General features: G+C 65.0%; 9 protein-coding genes. 4 read left to right on the top strand and 5 right to left on the bottom strand.

Features of this window, described 5'->3' with window-relative positions; genetic code table 11:
- Window positions 1–199: 199 nt before the first annotated feature.
- The 5 genes from CBR61_RS16595 to CBR61_RS16575 all read right to left on the bottom strand — a co-directional run bounded on the left by CBR61_RS16595 (window position 200) and on the right by CBR61_RS16575 (window position 8,606).
- Entirely contained in the window at window positions 200–1,333 is a 1,134-nt protein-coding gene (locus tag CBR61_RS16595) for a hypothetical protein (RefSeq protein WP_233996779.1), read from the bottom strand.
- Between the two features lie 609 nt (window positions 1,334–1,942).
- The gene (locus tag CBR61_RS16590; RefSeq protein WP_172835992.1) at window positions 1,943–3,421 is read right to left on the bottom strand and encodes a methyl-accepting chemotaxis protein; all 1,479 of its coding nucleotides are present in this window, start codon (window positions 3,419–3,421) and stop codon (window positions 1,943–1,945) included.
- A 359-nt stretch (window positions 3,422–3,780) separates the two neighbouring features.
- Window positions 3,781–4,638, bottom strand: a complete 858-nt coding sequence (locus CBR61_RS16955; protein WP_157696652.1) for a hypothetical protein — start codon at window positions 4,636–4,638, stop codon at window positions 3,781–3,783.
- A gap of 161 nt (window positions 4,639–4,799) precedes the next feature.
- Entirely contained in the window at window positions 4,800–5,321 is a 522-nt protein-coding gene (locus CBR61_RS16580; protein WP_157696651.1) for a hypothetical protein, read from the bottom strand.
- Window positions 5,322–5,753: 432 nt separating this feature from the next.
- Window positions 5,754–8,606 carry a DUF3857 domain-containing protein gene (locus CBR61_RS16575; RefSeq protein ID WP_088915356.1) on the bottom strand — a complete coding sequence of 951 codons (2,853 nt, stop codon included), beginning with the start codon at window positions 8,604–8,606 and terminating at the stop codon, window positions 5,754–5,756.
- An 813-nt stretch (window positions 8,607–9,419) separates the two neighbouring features.
- Between CBR61_RS16575 and CBR61_RS16570 the strand changes: the two genes are divergently transcribed.
- The 4 genes from CBR61_RS16570 to CBR61_RS16555 all read left to right on the top strand — a co-directional run bounded on the left by CBR61_RS16570 (window position 9,420) and on the right by CBR61_RS16555 (window position 15,720).
- Window positions 9,420–10,061, top strand: coding sequence for a TetR/AcrR family transcriptional regulator (locus CBR61_RS16570; protein WP_172835991.1), 642 nt, complete (start codon window positions 9,420–9,422; stop codon window positions 10,059–10,061).
- Between the two features lie 93 nt (window positions 10,062–10,154).
- Window positions 10,155–11,195 carry an efflux RND transporter periplasmic adaptor subunit gene (locus tag CBR61_RS16565; RefSeq protein ID WP_088915354.1) on the top strand — a complete coding sequence of 347 codons (1,041 nt, stop codon included), beginning with the start codon at window positions 10,155–10,157 and terminating at the stop codon, window positions 11,193–11,195.
- 31 nt (window positions 11,196–11,226) lie between these two features.
- A complete protein-coding gene (locus CBR61_RS16560; RefSeq protein ID WP_088915353.1) occupies window positions 11,227–14,277 on the top strand; it encodes an efflux RND transporter permease subunit in 3,051 nt (1,016 codons plus the stop codon).
- Between the two features lie 24 nt (window positions 14,278–14,301).
- Window positions 14,302–15,720, top strand: coding sequence for a TolC family protein (locus CBR61_RS16555; protein ID WP_088915352.1), 1,419 nt, complete (start codon window positions 14,302–14,304; stop codon window positions 15,718–15,720).
- Window positions 15,721–15,760: the final 40 nt, after the last annotated feature.

Genomic DNA, 15,760 nt, shown 5'->3' with positions numbered 1-15,760 from the left:
TGCCGGCGGACGAGCGGAGAGATGCGGGCAAACTTGTTTTGCTCGTAAGATCGATGGGAGCTGACGTGTTCCCTTGAAATCTGACTAGCCGCTGGCAGATTCCGACGCCAAGGAGCCGGGCGATATGAAGCGAAGCAGGTTCAACGAAGAGCAGATCATTGCTATCTTGAAGGAGCAGGAAGCGGGCATGGCGACGGCATCAAAACCGGGTGCAGCCCTGCAGAGTGCTTCGTAGCGCGGCAGCAGAATTGTCGAGCGAAGCTTCGCCTTCCAAACGGCCGTTGATGCGCAGCATCACCGTTCCACGTTGTTGCATCAGGAGGGGGACGAGCTCGGTGCCAGACACGCCGCCGATCCATTGCGTGCCGCCTGCGTTGGCGCGTTGGACGGGTATATTGACGAGGCGCCCGGAAAAATTCCAGGTCATCGTCATCATGTCGATTGTAGCAGGCTTGTTAAGGAGCATTAACATGAACGGCTTGCCACCTTCGCAATAGAGGCTGAGTGACTCGATGTTCGGCGACGCGGCAGCGCTGACATAGGCAATGGGAGCGCGCCCTTGGACAGGCACGACTTCCCACGGGGTTCCAGGCAAGGGAACCGCCGTTTCCGGCGGGCTATTGTCCAACATCTTCTTGATATCCGGGGCCACGGGCAGCCGAGCCCCGCTCGGCGGAGAATAGATTGTAAGCTTACCCCGCTCCCAAAGGCCCACCTGCACTTCCCGTCGAGCCGGGTCGATCATCAGATAGGCTTGCTCCACGCCCCCCTGATGCGGGGCGTTACCTGAAAGATAGTAATAGCGTCCCGCGCGCTGGAGGGGCGAGACGGCTGACAGGTTTTTCTGAAATACAGCCATTTTCGGCCCGAGCAGCGTCTTCAGGGTGGCCGCCACCGCGCCTTTGTCGAAGATGTCTATGTTATCCTTCGAATACTCTCCCGGGTATTTGCCGACGAGATTGGCAAGATTGTTCCATTCTGCCGGAATGCCTTGAACCGCGACTGCCGCCTCTGGTCGCGGTGGTGGGGGCGTGCCGGCAGGGGCGCTGCCCTTGCACAGAGTGAAAAGGCCGCCGTTGGTGAAAGCGGCATGGAACGGATCGGGGCGTCCGCCCGGCGGAAGATCGGGATCGAAGCGGATGACGCCGGGCTTCTCGCCATCGTTCACAAACATGATCACCCGCCCATAGTCATTTTTGCTCACTGGGAAGGGGAAAAAGACGGCCGTAATTCCCTCGTAGCTCGGGCCCATAAAGGTGAGCGCATACTCAACCCTCTGCGGTTTCACCTCGCGGCCCTTGGCGCGAAACAGCATGCCATTCTCGTCAATCACGACGCGTGGCTCCTTCGAGCAGTCTCCGGCCGGTGCATAGCTGCCGAAGATGTGATCGAGGCCCTGACGCTCTAGATTGGACAAAGGGAGCGCTTGGGCGACTGCCAAAAAGAGTGCAGAAAGGCTGGCGCCTGCCAATACCAAACGAAGTCGGCGAGCTTGTCTCGCCTGAAGGTATAGCGTTCGCATAACCACTCCGCCCTGAGTCGGTAGATCCGCGTCCGATTGCTGGTCGACTTTGAAGCAAATCGATTTGCCGCAACACAAGTTAACCCACATCTGCCTCATTCGTCAAAGGACCAAGGCTGTATGTAGTAAGCGGTGCGTGGCGCGTTCCAGCTTTGGGCTGGAGGCATGGAACATGCAAAGAGGAGTAAAATCGCTTTTGGGTCCGCTTCAGCTTCCTGTATGTCGAGCATCGGGGAACGCACACAAAAGACCTGCCAACCTTAACCCGCGCAGGCCCAGTCGGCTGCAGCCCCAGACCCGGTCGTTCACGGAGCTCTGATCCAACGTTCACTTGCGCTAGGAACCGTCATTCCGCTTTTGGGACTGCGCGAGGAACATGCTCATGACCGCAGATGGGAGAATGCGGAATGGCGGCTATGATCAGAACTCGCTCCAGTCGTCCTCGTCCTGAGCGGCGACGGGAGCTGGTTTGCGAGCGAGGTTGCCTGTGACAGGGGGCGGCGGTGCGGCTTTGCGGGCTGGCGGGTTTATAGCCTCAGGCTTGTGCGCCCAAGGGGCAGCGGCAGGGGCAGGCGCCGGTTTTGGCGCATATGCGGCGGCTGGCTGGCCTGCGTTGCTTACCCGGAACTGCGCTACCAGCTCGCTGAGGCGCTGGGCTTCGGACGACAAGCTGCGCGTGGCCGCCGTTGCCTGCTCCACCATCGCAGCATTTTGCTGGGTCATGCGGTCGATGGTGCCGACCGCCACATTGACCTGCTCCAGATTGGTGGCCTGCGCCGCCGTGGTCTCGGCGATTTCGTTTACCTGTTGAGTGACCGAACCGACCTGCGCGACAATCTCCGCCAGCAAGGTGCCGGTTTCGCCGACTAGGCTCACGCCGTCGCCAACATGCGCGGTCGATTTGCCGATCAGCGCCTTGATGTCACGCGCGGCGTCTGCGCTACGCTGGGCGAGGGCGCGCACTTCATTGGCGACCACGGCAAAGCCCTTACCCGCCTCGCCCGCGCGCGCGGCCTCGACACCTGCGTTCAGCGCAAGCAAGTTGGTCTGAAAGGCGATCCCGTCGATTACATCGATAATCTGGGTGATTTCCTTGGCCGATTGTTCGATGGCGCCCATTGCAGCGATTGCCTTGCCGACCACGGCACCGCCTTCTGTGGCGCGAGCGTGGGTCTGTGCAACCGCAAGTTTGGCGGCCCCAGCGTTATCAGCCGACTGGCGGGTGAGACTGACCGTGGTGCCGATCGATGCGGCGGTTTCCTCAAGACTGGCGGCCTGCTGTTCATTCCTTAGGGCGAGGTCCTCAGACGCGGCGCGGATTTCTTCAGAGCCAGTCTGGACTCCAATTGCGGTGGCGCGCACCGCCGTAATCATCGTTTCGAGCTTGGCGACCGAAGCGTTGAAAACCTCGCCGAATGAGTCGACTTCCTCGATCCCGGTTGATGAGACTTTCTGGTCGAGCCGGCCATCCTCGAGAGCCCTCATGGCGGCGAGGATGGTATTCATAGCTTTGCGGTGAGGGGTGACGTCCGTCGCGATCTTGACGACTCGTTCGACCTTTCCCTGCGCATCGAAGACGGGGCCATATGTCGCTTGAAGCCAGATTTCGTTGCCCGATTTGGTGATGCGTGGATAACGCGCTGTAAAGCTTTTCCCAGCCCTTAGATCAGCCCAGAACTGTCCGTATTGGTGAGTATCAGCGATTTGGGACGAGCAAAATATGCGATGATGGCGCCCTTGGATCTCAGCAAGGCCGTATTCTACAGCATCACAAAATGCCTCATTCGCGTCTAAGATCGTTCCATCGGGGGAAAATTGGATAACTGCCTGCGTGTTCTTTACAAGTTGCAACAGGGCATCGTCGAACGCCGACCGCGGAGGGGTCCTGAAACTAAACATGGCCTGTATTCTCCGAGGCGGGAGCACGGTCAGCCCGCCCCACGTGGAACACAACATCTCCTGTCAGCCGCTAATAAATAGCAAAGTCTACGATCCGTATTAGCGCTCGACCCAGTATGGCGGCCGCAGCTACAGGAGGGCTGGCGGTTCGAAGCTTAATTTTGCCACCGAAAGCTCAGTCGTCGGATGGCTGGTTTGGGGTCACTTCCTGGATGGCAGGAATTTTCCAGAAGTAAGGCAAAGCCGCAATCCGCGGCTGGAATGCGCCGTGGCGGCTGCCGTTAGATCCGCCAAAAATTAAATTCAGTATCCCGCGTTCGCCCGCGGGTCGCCCAAGTGGGCAGGCCGCGGCAGCGCGATCATTCCTTGTCCTGCCAATCCTCGCGGCGAAAAACGAGAAGCACGCATCCGGCGGAATGGTGCGTGAATGCAGGAACATCGCGCATGATCGGGCCGAAGCCGCGTAGCGATGCCTCCACCCCGGTCTCGTGCCGTTGGCCATTCGCATCGATCCAGTACCGACGGCCATAGCCGCTGAAGAGGCAGCGTGCAGCACCCTTCGGAGTGTGGAAGGCCGGCAAATCATGGGCCGGATGGCGCCCGGATTGCAAAGGCACATAGAGGTTGGGATCGAGCGCATCAGTCAGTGGCGGTCGTAGGCCGGCCGGCCCCTTGCCCTGAACCGCCTGGAGCTCGTTGGTCGTCACCGGCGGCTGCACGACCGGCCCCCCGCCGCCCGAAACCGTCTCGAACACCGGGGGATCAAGCGGTCGGAGGACGACAACAGGTTTTGGGTCGGAGCCGGGCGGAAGGGAGCCAGAGGGGATCGGTGGCCTCCAATGAGTTGGCGGTCGGGGGCGCGGCCTGGCGATCACTGGCGGAACCTTGTTGCCGCCGGGACCCGTGATCGTCACGATCACGCCAGTGTCCCCGATCACCGGCCCTTGTCCACCGTCCGGGACGGACAAAGGCGGTACATTGATCGGCTGGACCATCGGCGGCTGCGCCAGCGGCGGCTCGAGCACCGGCTGCGCCACCGGTGGCTGCTGCAGCGGGGGCTGCGCGAGTGGCGGCTGCTGGGTGACCGGCGGCTGGACAATCACCGCCGGATGTCGACTATCCGGCGGGCGCTTCGGAACATAGGGAAAGGTAGAGACGGGGATCTGCGGCGGCGTCTGGGTGCCGGACCCGGTGGTCGACGGCCCTTGTTGGGTCACCGGCGGTTTCGCGTCGGTCTATAGCCTGCTCGGCTCCGGGTCCTGAACGGGGGCGGTAGCTGAAAGGCCGTCCTTTTCAGGGGTAACTTGAATGTCGCCCTTCAGCACTGATCAAATACAGGGGAAAGGCGGGACAGTGAGCCATCCCGCCCCACAGCTCCTCAATAGTAGACGAAGTCTTGCCCGGTGAAGACGTTCACCAGATCACCGGGCAGCATTACGGCAGAGCGGCCAGAGATCACCATGGAGCCGAGCAGGGCGCCGACGCTGTTGCCGCGCCCTTCCTGACGATGCTTTCCGGTCAGCGCGATGCTACGGCCGTTCACGCTCACACTGTTGAACGTGACCTCGAACTTACCCGACTTGCCGCCTATAGCGCGGCCAGTCTTCCACGTGATCGTTCCAGTAACAGCCGATCCGCGACGGATGACGACCTTGGTCCCCTCGACCACATCATTGACGACCCGGAACATGACCTGCTGCCCTTCCTCCACGTGCTTGCTGCTGATTTCTTGAGCAGGTGTAACCACGAGCATGGTCCCTGACGGAAGAACAAAGCTGCCGGGCTGCGGACCCGGAACGGGCGCGGGAGCATTGTCTGCGGGGGCGGGCGCGGTTGCTGCTTGTGCCATGACAACTTGAGGAGCAGTCAGAAGGGATGCAGCAAGGAGAATTCGGAGCATTGAGGTTCTTCCATCTAGTTTCGATGGTTTCTCGTTTACGGTCAGCCTTTTAACAAACTGTATGCTGGGTGAAGGCGGCATGTCCCGCCACGGCTGGATACAATTCACTTTTCCCGGACGCATATCGCAGCGCATCGGCGAGCTGCCCGTTATCGCAACGCCCGCCGCTGCAAAGCCGCCACTTGCGGCCTGAGTAGGGCAGGGCGGCTGCCGACCCAGATAAAGTCGTTCACGAAGCGGAAATCAAACGTCCGGTTCCGCCGGACGCCGCCATTCTGATTTCGGGATCCCGCATCGGCTCCGCTGATGACTAAGATGGGTGGATAACGGAATGGCAGCTTTCCCGCACCGCTTGAAAACCAAGTGAATGGAGGGAGGTAAACAAAGTCCAGGCTTGCTCGCCTTATCCAAATAAGCTGCGCGCCCCAACAATTACGGTTGATCGACTGCCAAATCGATCGCAAATCCCCAGCGCGAATAGGTGTCGACCAGATCGGGCTGCCGCGCGATCGCATCGGCGATGTCCTGCTCTGCCGTTGCGTCGTCCTGCTTCAGCTTGATCAAGCCACGCAGCAGAACGGATGGCGCCTGCCACGGGGCTAGTTGCAGCGCTTCTTCGATATCCGCCCGAGCTTTCTCAAGCTGACCGGCGCGCAGATGGTACATCGCCCGGCTGTCCAAAGCCTGCGCCGGGTTTTTCCCTCGTTCGACCGCAAGTCGGCACGCTTCCTCGCCCCGTTCCAGCTGCACCTCCCAGGTTCCGATAAACCAGCACTTCGCGTTAAGGAGCGTCGGATCGCTAGGAGACTCGGCCAACACGTCTTCGATCCGGGCGAGGCCTGCGTCCTTGTCGCCCTCGATCGCGTCAAGTTCGGCCAATTCAAAGGCGATCAATCGCTGCGCGTCGGTGTCGCCGCTTTGCTGCGCCAGCAGGTCTCTGGCTTGGCTCAACTGGTTCAGATGAGCCAAAGCATTGGCCAGCCTCATCCCTGTGGGCGGCAAGGGATCGAGCGCATAGGCGCTCTCCAGATCGGCCTTGGCAGAGGCCCAGTCGCGCATCCGGATATGCATCTCCGCCCTTTGCTGGAAAAGCTCGGCCGATGCCTTGATGTCGATGGCAGCGGACAAATCCTTGGCCGCCCCTGCAAAATCAAAGGTCGCTATGCGAAAGCGGGCGCGCGCTTCAAGCGGGGCGATCTCATCGGGCTTTTTGGCGATCGCCTTGGCATAGGCATCTTCCAGCGGCTGCAAAGCGCTGCGGTCGGTCTTGCCCGCGAAACGCCATCTGCGCGGCGCATCGTCCGGCGTGGAAAACGTCAGCTTCTCACGGGCGATGGCGGCGGCCTTGCGCCGCTCTTCGGGAAGCTGCTCAGGCGAAATCTCGCCACCCAGGCTGGTCACCTGTTCGAGAAACTCGATCTCACGGCCGACCACCTGGACCTTGCGCGAGAATACTTTGCCAGCCGCTTCTGCCTCGAATTGCAGCTTGCCTTTCACGTCCAACTCGCTCGAATCCAGCGGCAACTTGGCGCGCATCACATAGATGTCCGAAGTCCGCCGACCGACGGAGACGGGCAGATCCTGCCATTGCTTCTCGGAGCGGTTGGGGGTGAATTGTGCCGCCTTGGCCATGCGACCTGGGGTGAACTCACCCCGGTTTTCGGTAAACTTGAAGAGCGGGGGAAAAACGCCTGTGATCGTCAAAGTAGCCTGACTGTCGTCCGCGCCCTGTTCGACCACGGTGTCGATGATCTGGGTGCCCTCACCCATATTGGACGCGAGACCATTGGCAAGGGCCTCCTTGGCCTTGTCGCTCTGGCCGTTGATCTGCACGGCGCGCGGCCCGACCATCATGACCTTGACCGATCCGAGCACCGGAAGATCAAGGCCAGCCGATCCGTCGAACTCCAGTTGCATCTCGGCTTCGGGCGCAAGCGGCAAGGTCTGCGCAATCGTTGTCAGCGTCGCGCCGTCTTCCTGGAGCGGGAGGTAATATTCAAACGGCGGAACATTGCCGATGATGGCAATGTTGGCCCCTACCGAAGTCCCATCAAGAAAGTATTCCTGCCCGTCGATCACGGCCCTAACTAGGACATGATTGAAGGCTCCCGGTATTGGCAAGGACTCAGGCACTGCGTTGCCGAGGTTCGTCGACACCAGAACGGCCTGCGCCTCGATCCCAAGCCGGTCCAGCACCGCCAGCAGCATTACCGTTTTGGCTTTGCAGTCACCATATTTCAAACGCCAGGTTGTAGCGACGCTCTGGGGGATATAGTTTCCGCCATCGAGCCCGTTCAACAAGTAACGGATGTCTTCCTGCACGAGCTCCAACGCGGCGACCGCCTTTTCGAGCGTTGAGACTGGGCGCGCGCCAATCGCGTCGACCTTGTCAGCTAAGTCGGTCAGCCCATCAAGGCTCCCTTTCGTAAAATAATAGGGTGCCATCGTCTGGGCAACGTCGGCCCAGTTTGCGAAGGTTCCAACCTGAAGGGTGGGCGGCATCCGATACCGAAGAGGTGCATCTGCTGGCGGCGGGTCAGCGGCAGGCAATGGCAAGGCAATCTCAAGCCATTGGTAGCCATCGCGGGTCACCGGCGGGCTGATTTCGACGCTGCTTGACGTCTTGTAGCTGACGTCCATGCTGACCGGCCAGGACACCATCACCCGCGTGTAATCTGCCTCCGGAGCGGCGCGGCCCTGCAGCATCACCGATATCGCGTTGCCTTTCGCATTCGAGGTCTCACGCGGCAGCCTGATCTGGCTTTGCACATCACCCTTGAGTGCCTGATCCGACAGCGTAATCGAATAGCGCGTCCTGACCTTATCTCCGACAACCAGTCCGGGCACCGCCAGCGTCGCCGTCAGCGATCCATCGAGAACCCCCATCTCCAGCAACTGCTCTCGGCGCAGAACTTCGAGGCCTTTGCCCTGATCCAGCACGTTGATGATCTGGCCGTCGCGCAAGATCACAATTTCATGGATGATGAGATCGCCCTTGTCGGGCAGCCATTGGAACTTCAAAGTGCCGATGTCGGACATGTCCTTGACATCGGAAAGCCGGTAAACCCTGTCATGGTAATCCCAGCGCAGGCCATCTTCGATACGGACCTGTTGATCCGACACGATCAGATCATTGTTTTCGCCCCTGTCGACCGAAGCGACGGAGACGGCATCGACCCAGCCGGGTGCCGCTTCATATCGCGGGGCTTCCCCTGCTTGCACCGCGTAACAATATGCCAAAGCTGTCGCAGACGCAGCAATGCGATAAACTGAGGCGCGCTTCATGCGAGCGCTCCTAGCTGGATCAACGTCAAGTGCGACCTCACGTGTTCAGTTGCTGCGCGAATTTATGGGAAAACGTTCACTAAGCAAATGAAAAATGACAGCTTTGAGCAGATGAACTCGATCCTCAAACTGGACACGAAATATACGGGCAAGATGCTTCGGTCTGTTCGGATCGCGCTTGGATTTCTACGCGTCGTCAGAAAGGCACCGCTAGCCCTTCGGTGCCTGTGGCTGAACAGCGCTAAATATTTGGGCCCACGTCCGGAATGGGGTCGGTTGCTGAATGTCCGGTATTGGGGAACGAACCTTGAATAGCGGCCATTCGTAGCCCGCGCGGGACAGCGGCGGCCGCCGACCCAGAAGCGGTCGTTCCCGCTCAAAACAAAGAACGTCTGAATCCGCCGAAAGCTGCCATGCAGCTTTTGGGACCGGAGACCTAACCCGCTGATGACTTGATGTGCACCGCTGCTTGTTGCGGGGCACTGGTAGAGTCCGGCTCTCTCATCTTCCCCGCCAAGATCGACCACAAGCGCGGCTTCGCCGGCAAGCTCTGGATCGGCCATGATCTTGGGCAGGTCAGGCTCGAGGCGACCGGCGGCTATGTGCGCGCCGGTGTCGGCAAGGGCGGCAAGGAAAAGGCGGCTGCCTCTGCGCTAGGCCGGTCTCTTTGCGTTGCCGCGCGAGGGGACCGACCACCTTTTCGCGGTCTGCTGCAGCTTGATACCTTGGGTGGGCTGCATCAGAATGCCCTTTTCTGCCGACACTTGCCACATCGTCCTTGACATAAATGAACGTTCACTTATTGAAAGCGTCATGAGAAAGCCGATTCACCCCCAGCGCACGCTGGGTCGCCCCATCAACTCCGAAGCGCGCGCGCAGCGGCGGGCGCAGATTCTCGATGGCGCGCGCGCCTGCTTCCTGCGCAAGGGCTTCCATGCCGCCACCACGGCAGAGATCAGCGCCGAGGCAGGCGTCAGCGTCGCCAACCTCTACCAGTATTTCCCGGCCAAGGACGACCTCGTCAAAGCTCTGATTGAGGACGACCTTGCCGAGGACCTAGCGCTCGTGCGGGTGGTCGAGGAGGCGGGCAGCCTGCGGGAGGGGCTGGAGACGATCGGCGTGCTGCTGGCGGCAGAGCCCGCCTATGTCGAACAGACCCGCCTCAAGCTCGAGATCGTCGCCGAAGCCGCGCGCAATCCGGTGATCGCCGCAGTCGTCGAAGACGCCGACGCCAAGATGGTCAAGGCGATGGCCGCGCTGCTCGAGCGCCGCCAGCACGCTGGCGAGGTCTGCAAGGACGCCGATGCCACCGTGATCGCCCATCTCATTCTTGCGCTCTATGACGGGCTCTACGGAAGGCTTGCCTTTTCGTCGGAGAACGCCGCCGCGATGACCCTTGCCGCAAACCAGATGATCATCGCAGCCTTCACCGAAGGGTCGCAGCCTGGCGCCTGACGCTGCGCCCCCCGAGCCTCTTTTTCACCCCGCCTTTCCGGCGGGCTTTTTTTGGAGCCAAATGTGAGCAAGCAATCACTTATATTAAGCGGGGTGACAGCATCCGCTCTCGCCCTTGCGCTCTCCGCCTGCAGCGGCGGCGAGGAACCCGCTGCCACGCTGCCGCGCACCGTGCTGGTCGCGCCGGTCACGACGCCCCAAGGCGGCGAAGCGCTCGCGATCGGGACCGTGCGCGGCGAGAACCAGGGGATGGTCGCGGCCGCGCAGGGTGGCCGCGTGCTGGCGCTCTACGTCGATGTCGGCGCGCGCGTCACGCAAGGCCAGGTGCTGGCCCGGCTCGATGCCGCTGCGGCGCAGCTGCGCAGCCGCCAGGCCGAGGCCGAGGCGCGTCAGGCCGGCATTGTCGCCGAGGAACGCGCCCGCAACGCCGATCGCGCCGCCAAGCTTCACGCCGATGCCGCCGCCTCCGACGCCGAACTCGAAGCCGCGCGCGGCGAGGCCCGCGCTGCTGCCGCCGCCAGCGATGCCGCCCGCGCCGCCGCCACCGCCGCGCGGCGCGACGCTGCCGAAGGTGTGCTGCGCGCGCCCGTAAGCGGGGTCATTGCCGAGCGCCGCACCAGCCTCGGCGCGGTGCTCGCACCCGGCGAGGTCGCCTTCGCGATCGAGGGCACGGGCGAACGCCTGATCGATGTCGTCCTGCCCGAGACGCTCGCCCGCACCCTGAGGCCCGGCGATGTGCTGGCCTTCCGCCATCCCGGCGGCGCGGGCGAGGCGCGGGTCGCCGGCATCAGCGCCCGCGCCCACGGCGGCGGGGGCGGGCGGATGGCGGTGCTCGCGGTGATCGCGGGCGATCCCGCGCCCGGCCTGGTGGTCGACCTTGCCCTGCGCAGCGATCCGGGCGCCGCCGTCAGCGTTCCCCTGGCGGCCGTGCTCAAGGGGCGCGGGGGGAGCGAGGCCGTGCTCGTGGTCGGCGCCGACAAGCGCCTGCGCCAGGCGCCCGTCACGCTCAAGGGCCTTGCCGGGTCGCAGGCGCTGGTCACCGGCAAGCTCGCGCCGGGCGAGCTTGTGGTCGCGGCCGGCGGCGAGTTCCTCGAACCCGGCCTCACCGTCCGGCCGCAGCGCGCCCAGCGCTGATCCTGCCTCTTCCTCTCCCAAGGACCGCCCCATGTCGATCACCGCCGCGGCGCTCAAGCGCAGCCGCTTCACCCTTGCCGCCGCCATCGCCCTGTTCCTTTCAGGGCTCGTCGCCATGCTCGATTTTCCCGCCACCGAAGAACCCTTCGTCGAGGTGCGGGTGGCAACCGTCGAGGCCTATCTGCCCGGCGCCAGCAGCACGCGGGTGGAACAGCTCGTCGCGCGTCCCGTCGAGGACAAGCTGCGCGAGATCGCCGACATCAAGACCATCGAGACGACGGTGCGCCCCGGCTCGCTGATCACCACGGTGACGCTCCACGACGGCACCCCGGCCGCGCGCATGCCCGCGATCTGGCAGAAGCTGCGTGCCAAGCTCGCCGAGGCCCGTGCCGGGCTGCCTGAGGGCACCAGCGACTACGTGATCAACGACGAGTTCGCCCGCGTCGCGGTGCGCAGCCTCGCGCTCACCGGCAAGGGCTACAGCGCCGGCCAGCTCGAGGACTGGGCCAAGGCGGCGCGCGACCGGCTGCAGTCGGTCGAGGGCGTGGAGCGCATCTCGCTCCACGGGGTCCGGCCCGAGCGGGTGTTCGTCGAACTCGCCCCGCAGCGCCTCGCCGCCACGGGCCTCACCTACGACAGCCTCGCCGCGCAGCTTGCCGAGCACAACATCGTCGCCTCGGCCGGGGCGATCGACACCGGGCGCCGCCTGCTCGCGATCGAGCCGAGCGGCGACCTGCCGGACGAAACCGCCCTCGCCGGCATTCCCGTCGCGCTGCCCGACGGCACCAGCCTGCCGCTCAGCGCGCTCGGCAGCATCGCCCGCGGCCCCGCCGACCCGCCCGAACTCGCCGCGCTCTTCAACGGCGAGCCTGCGGTGGTGCTCGGCATCTCGATGCGCCCCGGTTCCAACGTCCTCAGCTTCGCCGACCGGCTCGACGCGCGCATCGCCGAGGTTTCCGCCGATCTGCCCGCTGGGATGAAGCTCGCCAGCGTCACCGACCAGTCCGAAGTGGTGGCGCACGATCTCACCAAGGTCGGCCAGACCTTCCTCGAGACCGTGGCAGTGGTGATGCTGGTGGTGGTGCTGTTCCTCGGCTGGCGCGCAGGGCTGGTGACCGGCGTGATCGTGCCGCTGACGGTGATGGGGACGCTGCTCGTCATGCGCCTGCTCGGCATCGAGCTCCACATGGTCTCGATCGCGGCGGTGATCATCGCGCTCGGCCTGTTCGTCGACAACGGGATCGTGGTGGTGGAGGATTACCAGCGCCGCCTGATGCTGGGCGAAGACAGGCGTGCGGCGGCGATTGCGGCTGGGCACACCATGGCCGCGCCGCTGCTCACCTCGAGCCTCGCGATCATCTTCGCCTTCGCGCCGCTTGCCGCCGGGGTCAGCGACACCGCCGAATACATGCGCAGCCTCGCCATCGTGCTCGCGGTCACGCTGCTGCTGTCGCTCCTGCTCGCGCTCACCGTAACCCCGCTGATGGCCGAGATGTTCGCGGGCGCGCATGACGATGCCCACGGGGACAGCGGCTGGCTCGCCCGGGTGCGCGGCTGGTATGAAGGCAAGGTCCGGCAGGTGATCGCGCATCCCTCGCTGGTGGCGGGCGCGATGGCCGGGCTGCTGGCGCTCTCGCTCGGCCTGTTTGCGACGATCCCGTCCGAACTCCTGTCCGAGAGCGCGCGCCCGCAGGTGCAGGTGCCGATCGAGCTCGCCCCCGGGGCCTCGACCCGCGCGACGCTGGATGTGGCACAGAAAGCCTCCGCCCTGCTGGCCGATCGCAAGGCCTTCCCCGAGATCGAAAGCAACGTGGTCTATGTCAACGACGGCGGCCCGCGCTTCATCCTCGGCCTGAACCCGCCGCTTGCCGCGCCGCACCGGGCCTATGGCATCGTCAACCTCGCCGAAGGGGCCGATGCCCCTGCGGTGGTGGCGCGGCTGCGCAAGGTGCTGGGCGAGCGCTTCCCCGAAGCCCGGATCGAGCCCAAGCGCTTCTCGCTCGGCGTTTCCGAGGCCAACACCGCGGTGTTCCGCCTGACCGGCCCCGACCGCGCCGAACTCGAACGCGGTGCCGCGGCGCTTAAACAGGCGCTCGGGAGGGTGCCGGGCGCGGAGGACGTGCGCGACGACGGCGAGGGGCGGATCGTGCGCCTCGCGGTCGAGATCGATCAGGCCCGCGCGCTCGCCGCCGGGGTGAGTTCGGCGGCGGTCGCCCGCGCGCTCGAAACCGCGACCAGTGGCCTCCCCGTCACCATGCTGCGCCAGGGCGAGGCGCAGGTGCCGGTGGTGCTGCGCGCGCCCGCCGCCGACCGCACCCTGCCCGAACGGCTCGGCGCACTGCCGGTGTTCGGCACCAAAGGCGCGGTTGCCCTGCACGAGATCGCCGAGATCCGCCTCGCCGACCAGCCGAGCGTGCTGCTGCGCCGCGACCAGAGCCCGGTCATCACCGTCACCGCACGCGCGCCGGGCATGACCTCGCAGGGGATCGTCGATGCGGTGCAGCCCGCGATCGACGACCTCAAGCTCGCCCCCGGCCACCGGCTGGAGCTCGGCGGCGACATCGAGGAGGCGGCCGATGCCAATGCGGGCATCGAGCAATATTTCCCGCTCGCCCTCCTCGGCATGGCGGGGCTGTTCCTGTGGCAGTTCGGATCACTCAGGAAGACGGCGATCATCATGGCCTCGATCCCCTTCGTGCTGATCGGCGCCTCGGTTGGACTCAAGCTGAGCGGCGAGGCGATGAGCTTCACCGCCACGCTCGGCCTGCTCGCGCTTGCCGGAATCATCGTCAACAATGCGGTGCTGCTGCTCGAACGGGTGCAGGAGGAACGCGAGGCCGGGCTTGGCCTGGCCGATGCGGTCGCCGCCGCCGCTGCCGTGCGCCTGCGCCCGATCGTGATGACCAAGCTCACCTGCATCACCGGCCTCGTCCCGCTGTTCCTGTTCGGCGGCGCCCTGTGGCGACCGATGGCGGCGGCGATGATCGGCGGGCTCGCGCTGGGCACGCTCATCACCCTCGTCCTGATCCCCGCGCTCTACATCCTGCTGTTCCGCGAGCGGCAGGCCGCGAGCGCCGCCTGACGCCCTGTTCCGGAGTTTACCTCAATGACCGTCTCCTCCCGCCTTCTCGCCCTCTCGCTCGGCGCCGCGCTGCTCGCCGGATGCGCAGGCTCGCCCCCGCCGCTCCCCGTCGCCCCGCCGCCGCCTGCGGCCTGGTCGGTCGATGATCCGGCCATCGCGGTCGGCGAGGTCCGGCTCGACTGGTGGCACGCCTTCGGTTCGGCCGAGCTCGACACGCTGGTGGCGCGTGCGCTTGCGGCCAATCACGATCTGGTCGCCGCCGATGCCAACCTCAGGGCCGCCCGCGCGCTGGCACGCGAGGCACGCCGCGCGCGCGGGGTGAGCGGCGGGGCGGGCGCCGGGGTGCAGCGCCTGCGCGAATCCTCGCAGGCCCAGCCTCCGGTGTTCATCACGCCCGAGCCCTTTCCGGATCAGACCATCGCCAATCTCGGCGTCGATTTCGCCTGGGAGATCGACCTCGCCGGCGGCAGCGCCGCCAATGCCCGCGCGGCCGGAGCGGAAGCCGACGCTGCCCTGTGGGAGCGCCGCCGCGCCGAGGCGGCGGTCGCCGCGCAGGTGGTGCGCGCGTGGCTCGATCTTGTGCGGGCGGAGCAGCTCGCATCGCTCCTGCGCCGGCGGCTCGATGCGATGGACCGGATGCTCGCGGTCGGTGCCAGCCGGGCCGCGAGGGGTGCGGCAACGGCGAGCGACGTCGCCCCGCTCGAACGCCTGCGCGCCGAGACCGCGGGCGAGCTGCCGCTGCTCGACCTTGCCGCCCGCAATGCCCTGCGGCGGATCGCGGTGCTGACCGGCGAGGACCCGGTCGGCAGTGCGCGGGCCTTTGCGGCGGGCGTCTCCCGCACGCCCGCAACCCCGCAAGCGTTGACTGTCGGCGACCCGCGCCAGCTTCTCCGCCTGCGCCCCGACGTGCAGATCGCCGAAGCGCGCCTGATCGCCGCCTTCGAGCGCGCCGGTGCCTCGCGCGCGGCGCTCTATCCCAGTCTGTCCTTGGGTGCGGGCACGAGTTTGCTGGCCGCGCCGGGCGCGCTCGACGAAGCCGGAGCCTTCCGCTTTTCCATCGGGCCTTCGATCAACTGGGGGATCTTCAACCTGGGCCAGGTGCGCGCGCGCATCCGCGCCTCCGATGCCGCGAGCGAGGCGGCGGCCGCGCAGTGGCAGGGAAGCCTTCTCGCCGCGCTCGAGGAAGCCGACGGCGCGATCGACGCATGGCGTAGCGCCCGCAGCGCCGCCGCCTCGGCCGAGGCCGCCCACAGCGCCGCCGGTCGCGCCGCCGCCACGGTCCGCGCCCGCGCGCGCGCCGGTGCGGCCAGTGCCTTCGAGCTGGCCGAAGCGGAGGCGGATCTCCTCGCCGCAGTGGCCAGCAGCTTGGCTGCCGAAGCAAACCAGCGCGAGGCATGGGCTAACGTCCACCTAGCTCTGGGAGCTGGCTGGACACCCGACTAATTGGTCGGACAGAAATTCGCTGGGTGGCAGGTCTTGGCTC

The organism is Porphyrobacter sp. CACIAM 03H1 (assembly GCF_002215495.1).
Lineage (GTDB): Bacteria > Pseudomonadota > Alphaproteobacteria > Sphingomonadales > Sphingomonadaceae > Erythrobacter.
This window is presented reverse-complemented; position numbering and strand designations above follow the sequence as displayed.

Bases quoted from the DNA above. Each gene is read 5' to 3' on its own strand.
- CBR61_RS16590 (WP_172835992.1), bottom strand. From the start codon at position 3,421: ATGTTTAGTTTCAGGACCCCTCCGCGGTCGGCGTTCGACGATGCCCTG.
- CBR61_RS16580 (WP_157696651.1), bottom strand. From the start codon at position 5,321: ATGCTCCGAATTCTCCTTGCTGCATCCCTTCTGACTGCTCCTCAAGTT.
- CBR61_RS16575 (WP_088915356.1), bottom strand. From the start codon at position 8,606: ATGAAGCGCGCCTCAGTTTATCGCATTGCTGCGTCTGCGACAGCTTTG.
- CBR61_RS16570 (WP_172835991.1), top strand. From the start codon at position 9,420: ATGAGAAAGCCGATTCACCCCCAGCGCACGCTGGGTCGCCCCATCAAC.
- CBR61_RS16560 (WP_088915353.1), top strand. From the start codon at position 11,227: ATGTCGATCACCGCCGCGGCGCTCAAGCGCAGCCGCTTCACCCTTGCC.
- CBR61_RS16555 (WP_088915352.1), top strand. From the start codon at position 14,302: ATGACCGTCTCCTCCCGCCTTCTCGCCCTCTCGCTCGGCGCCGCGCTG.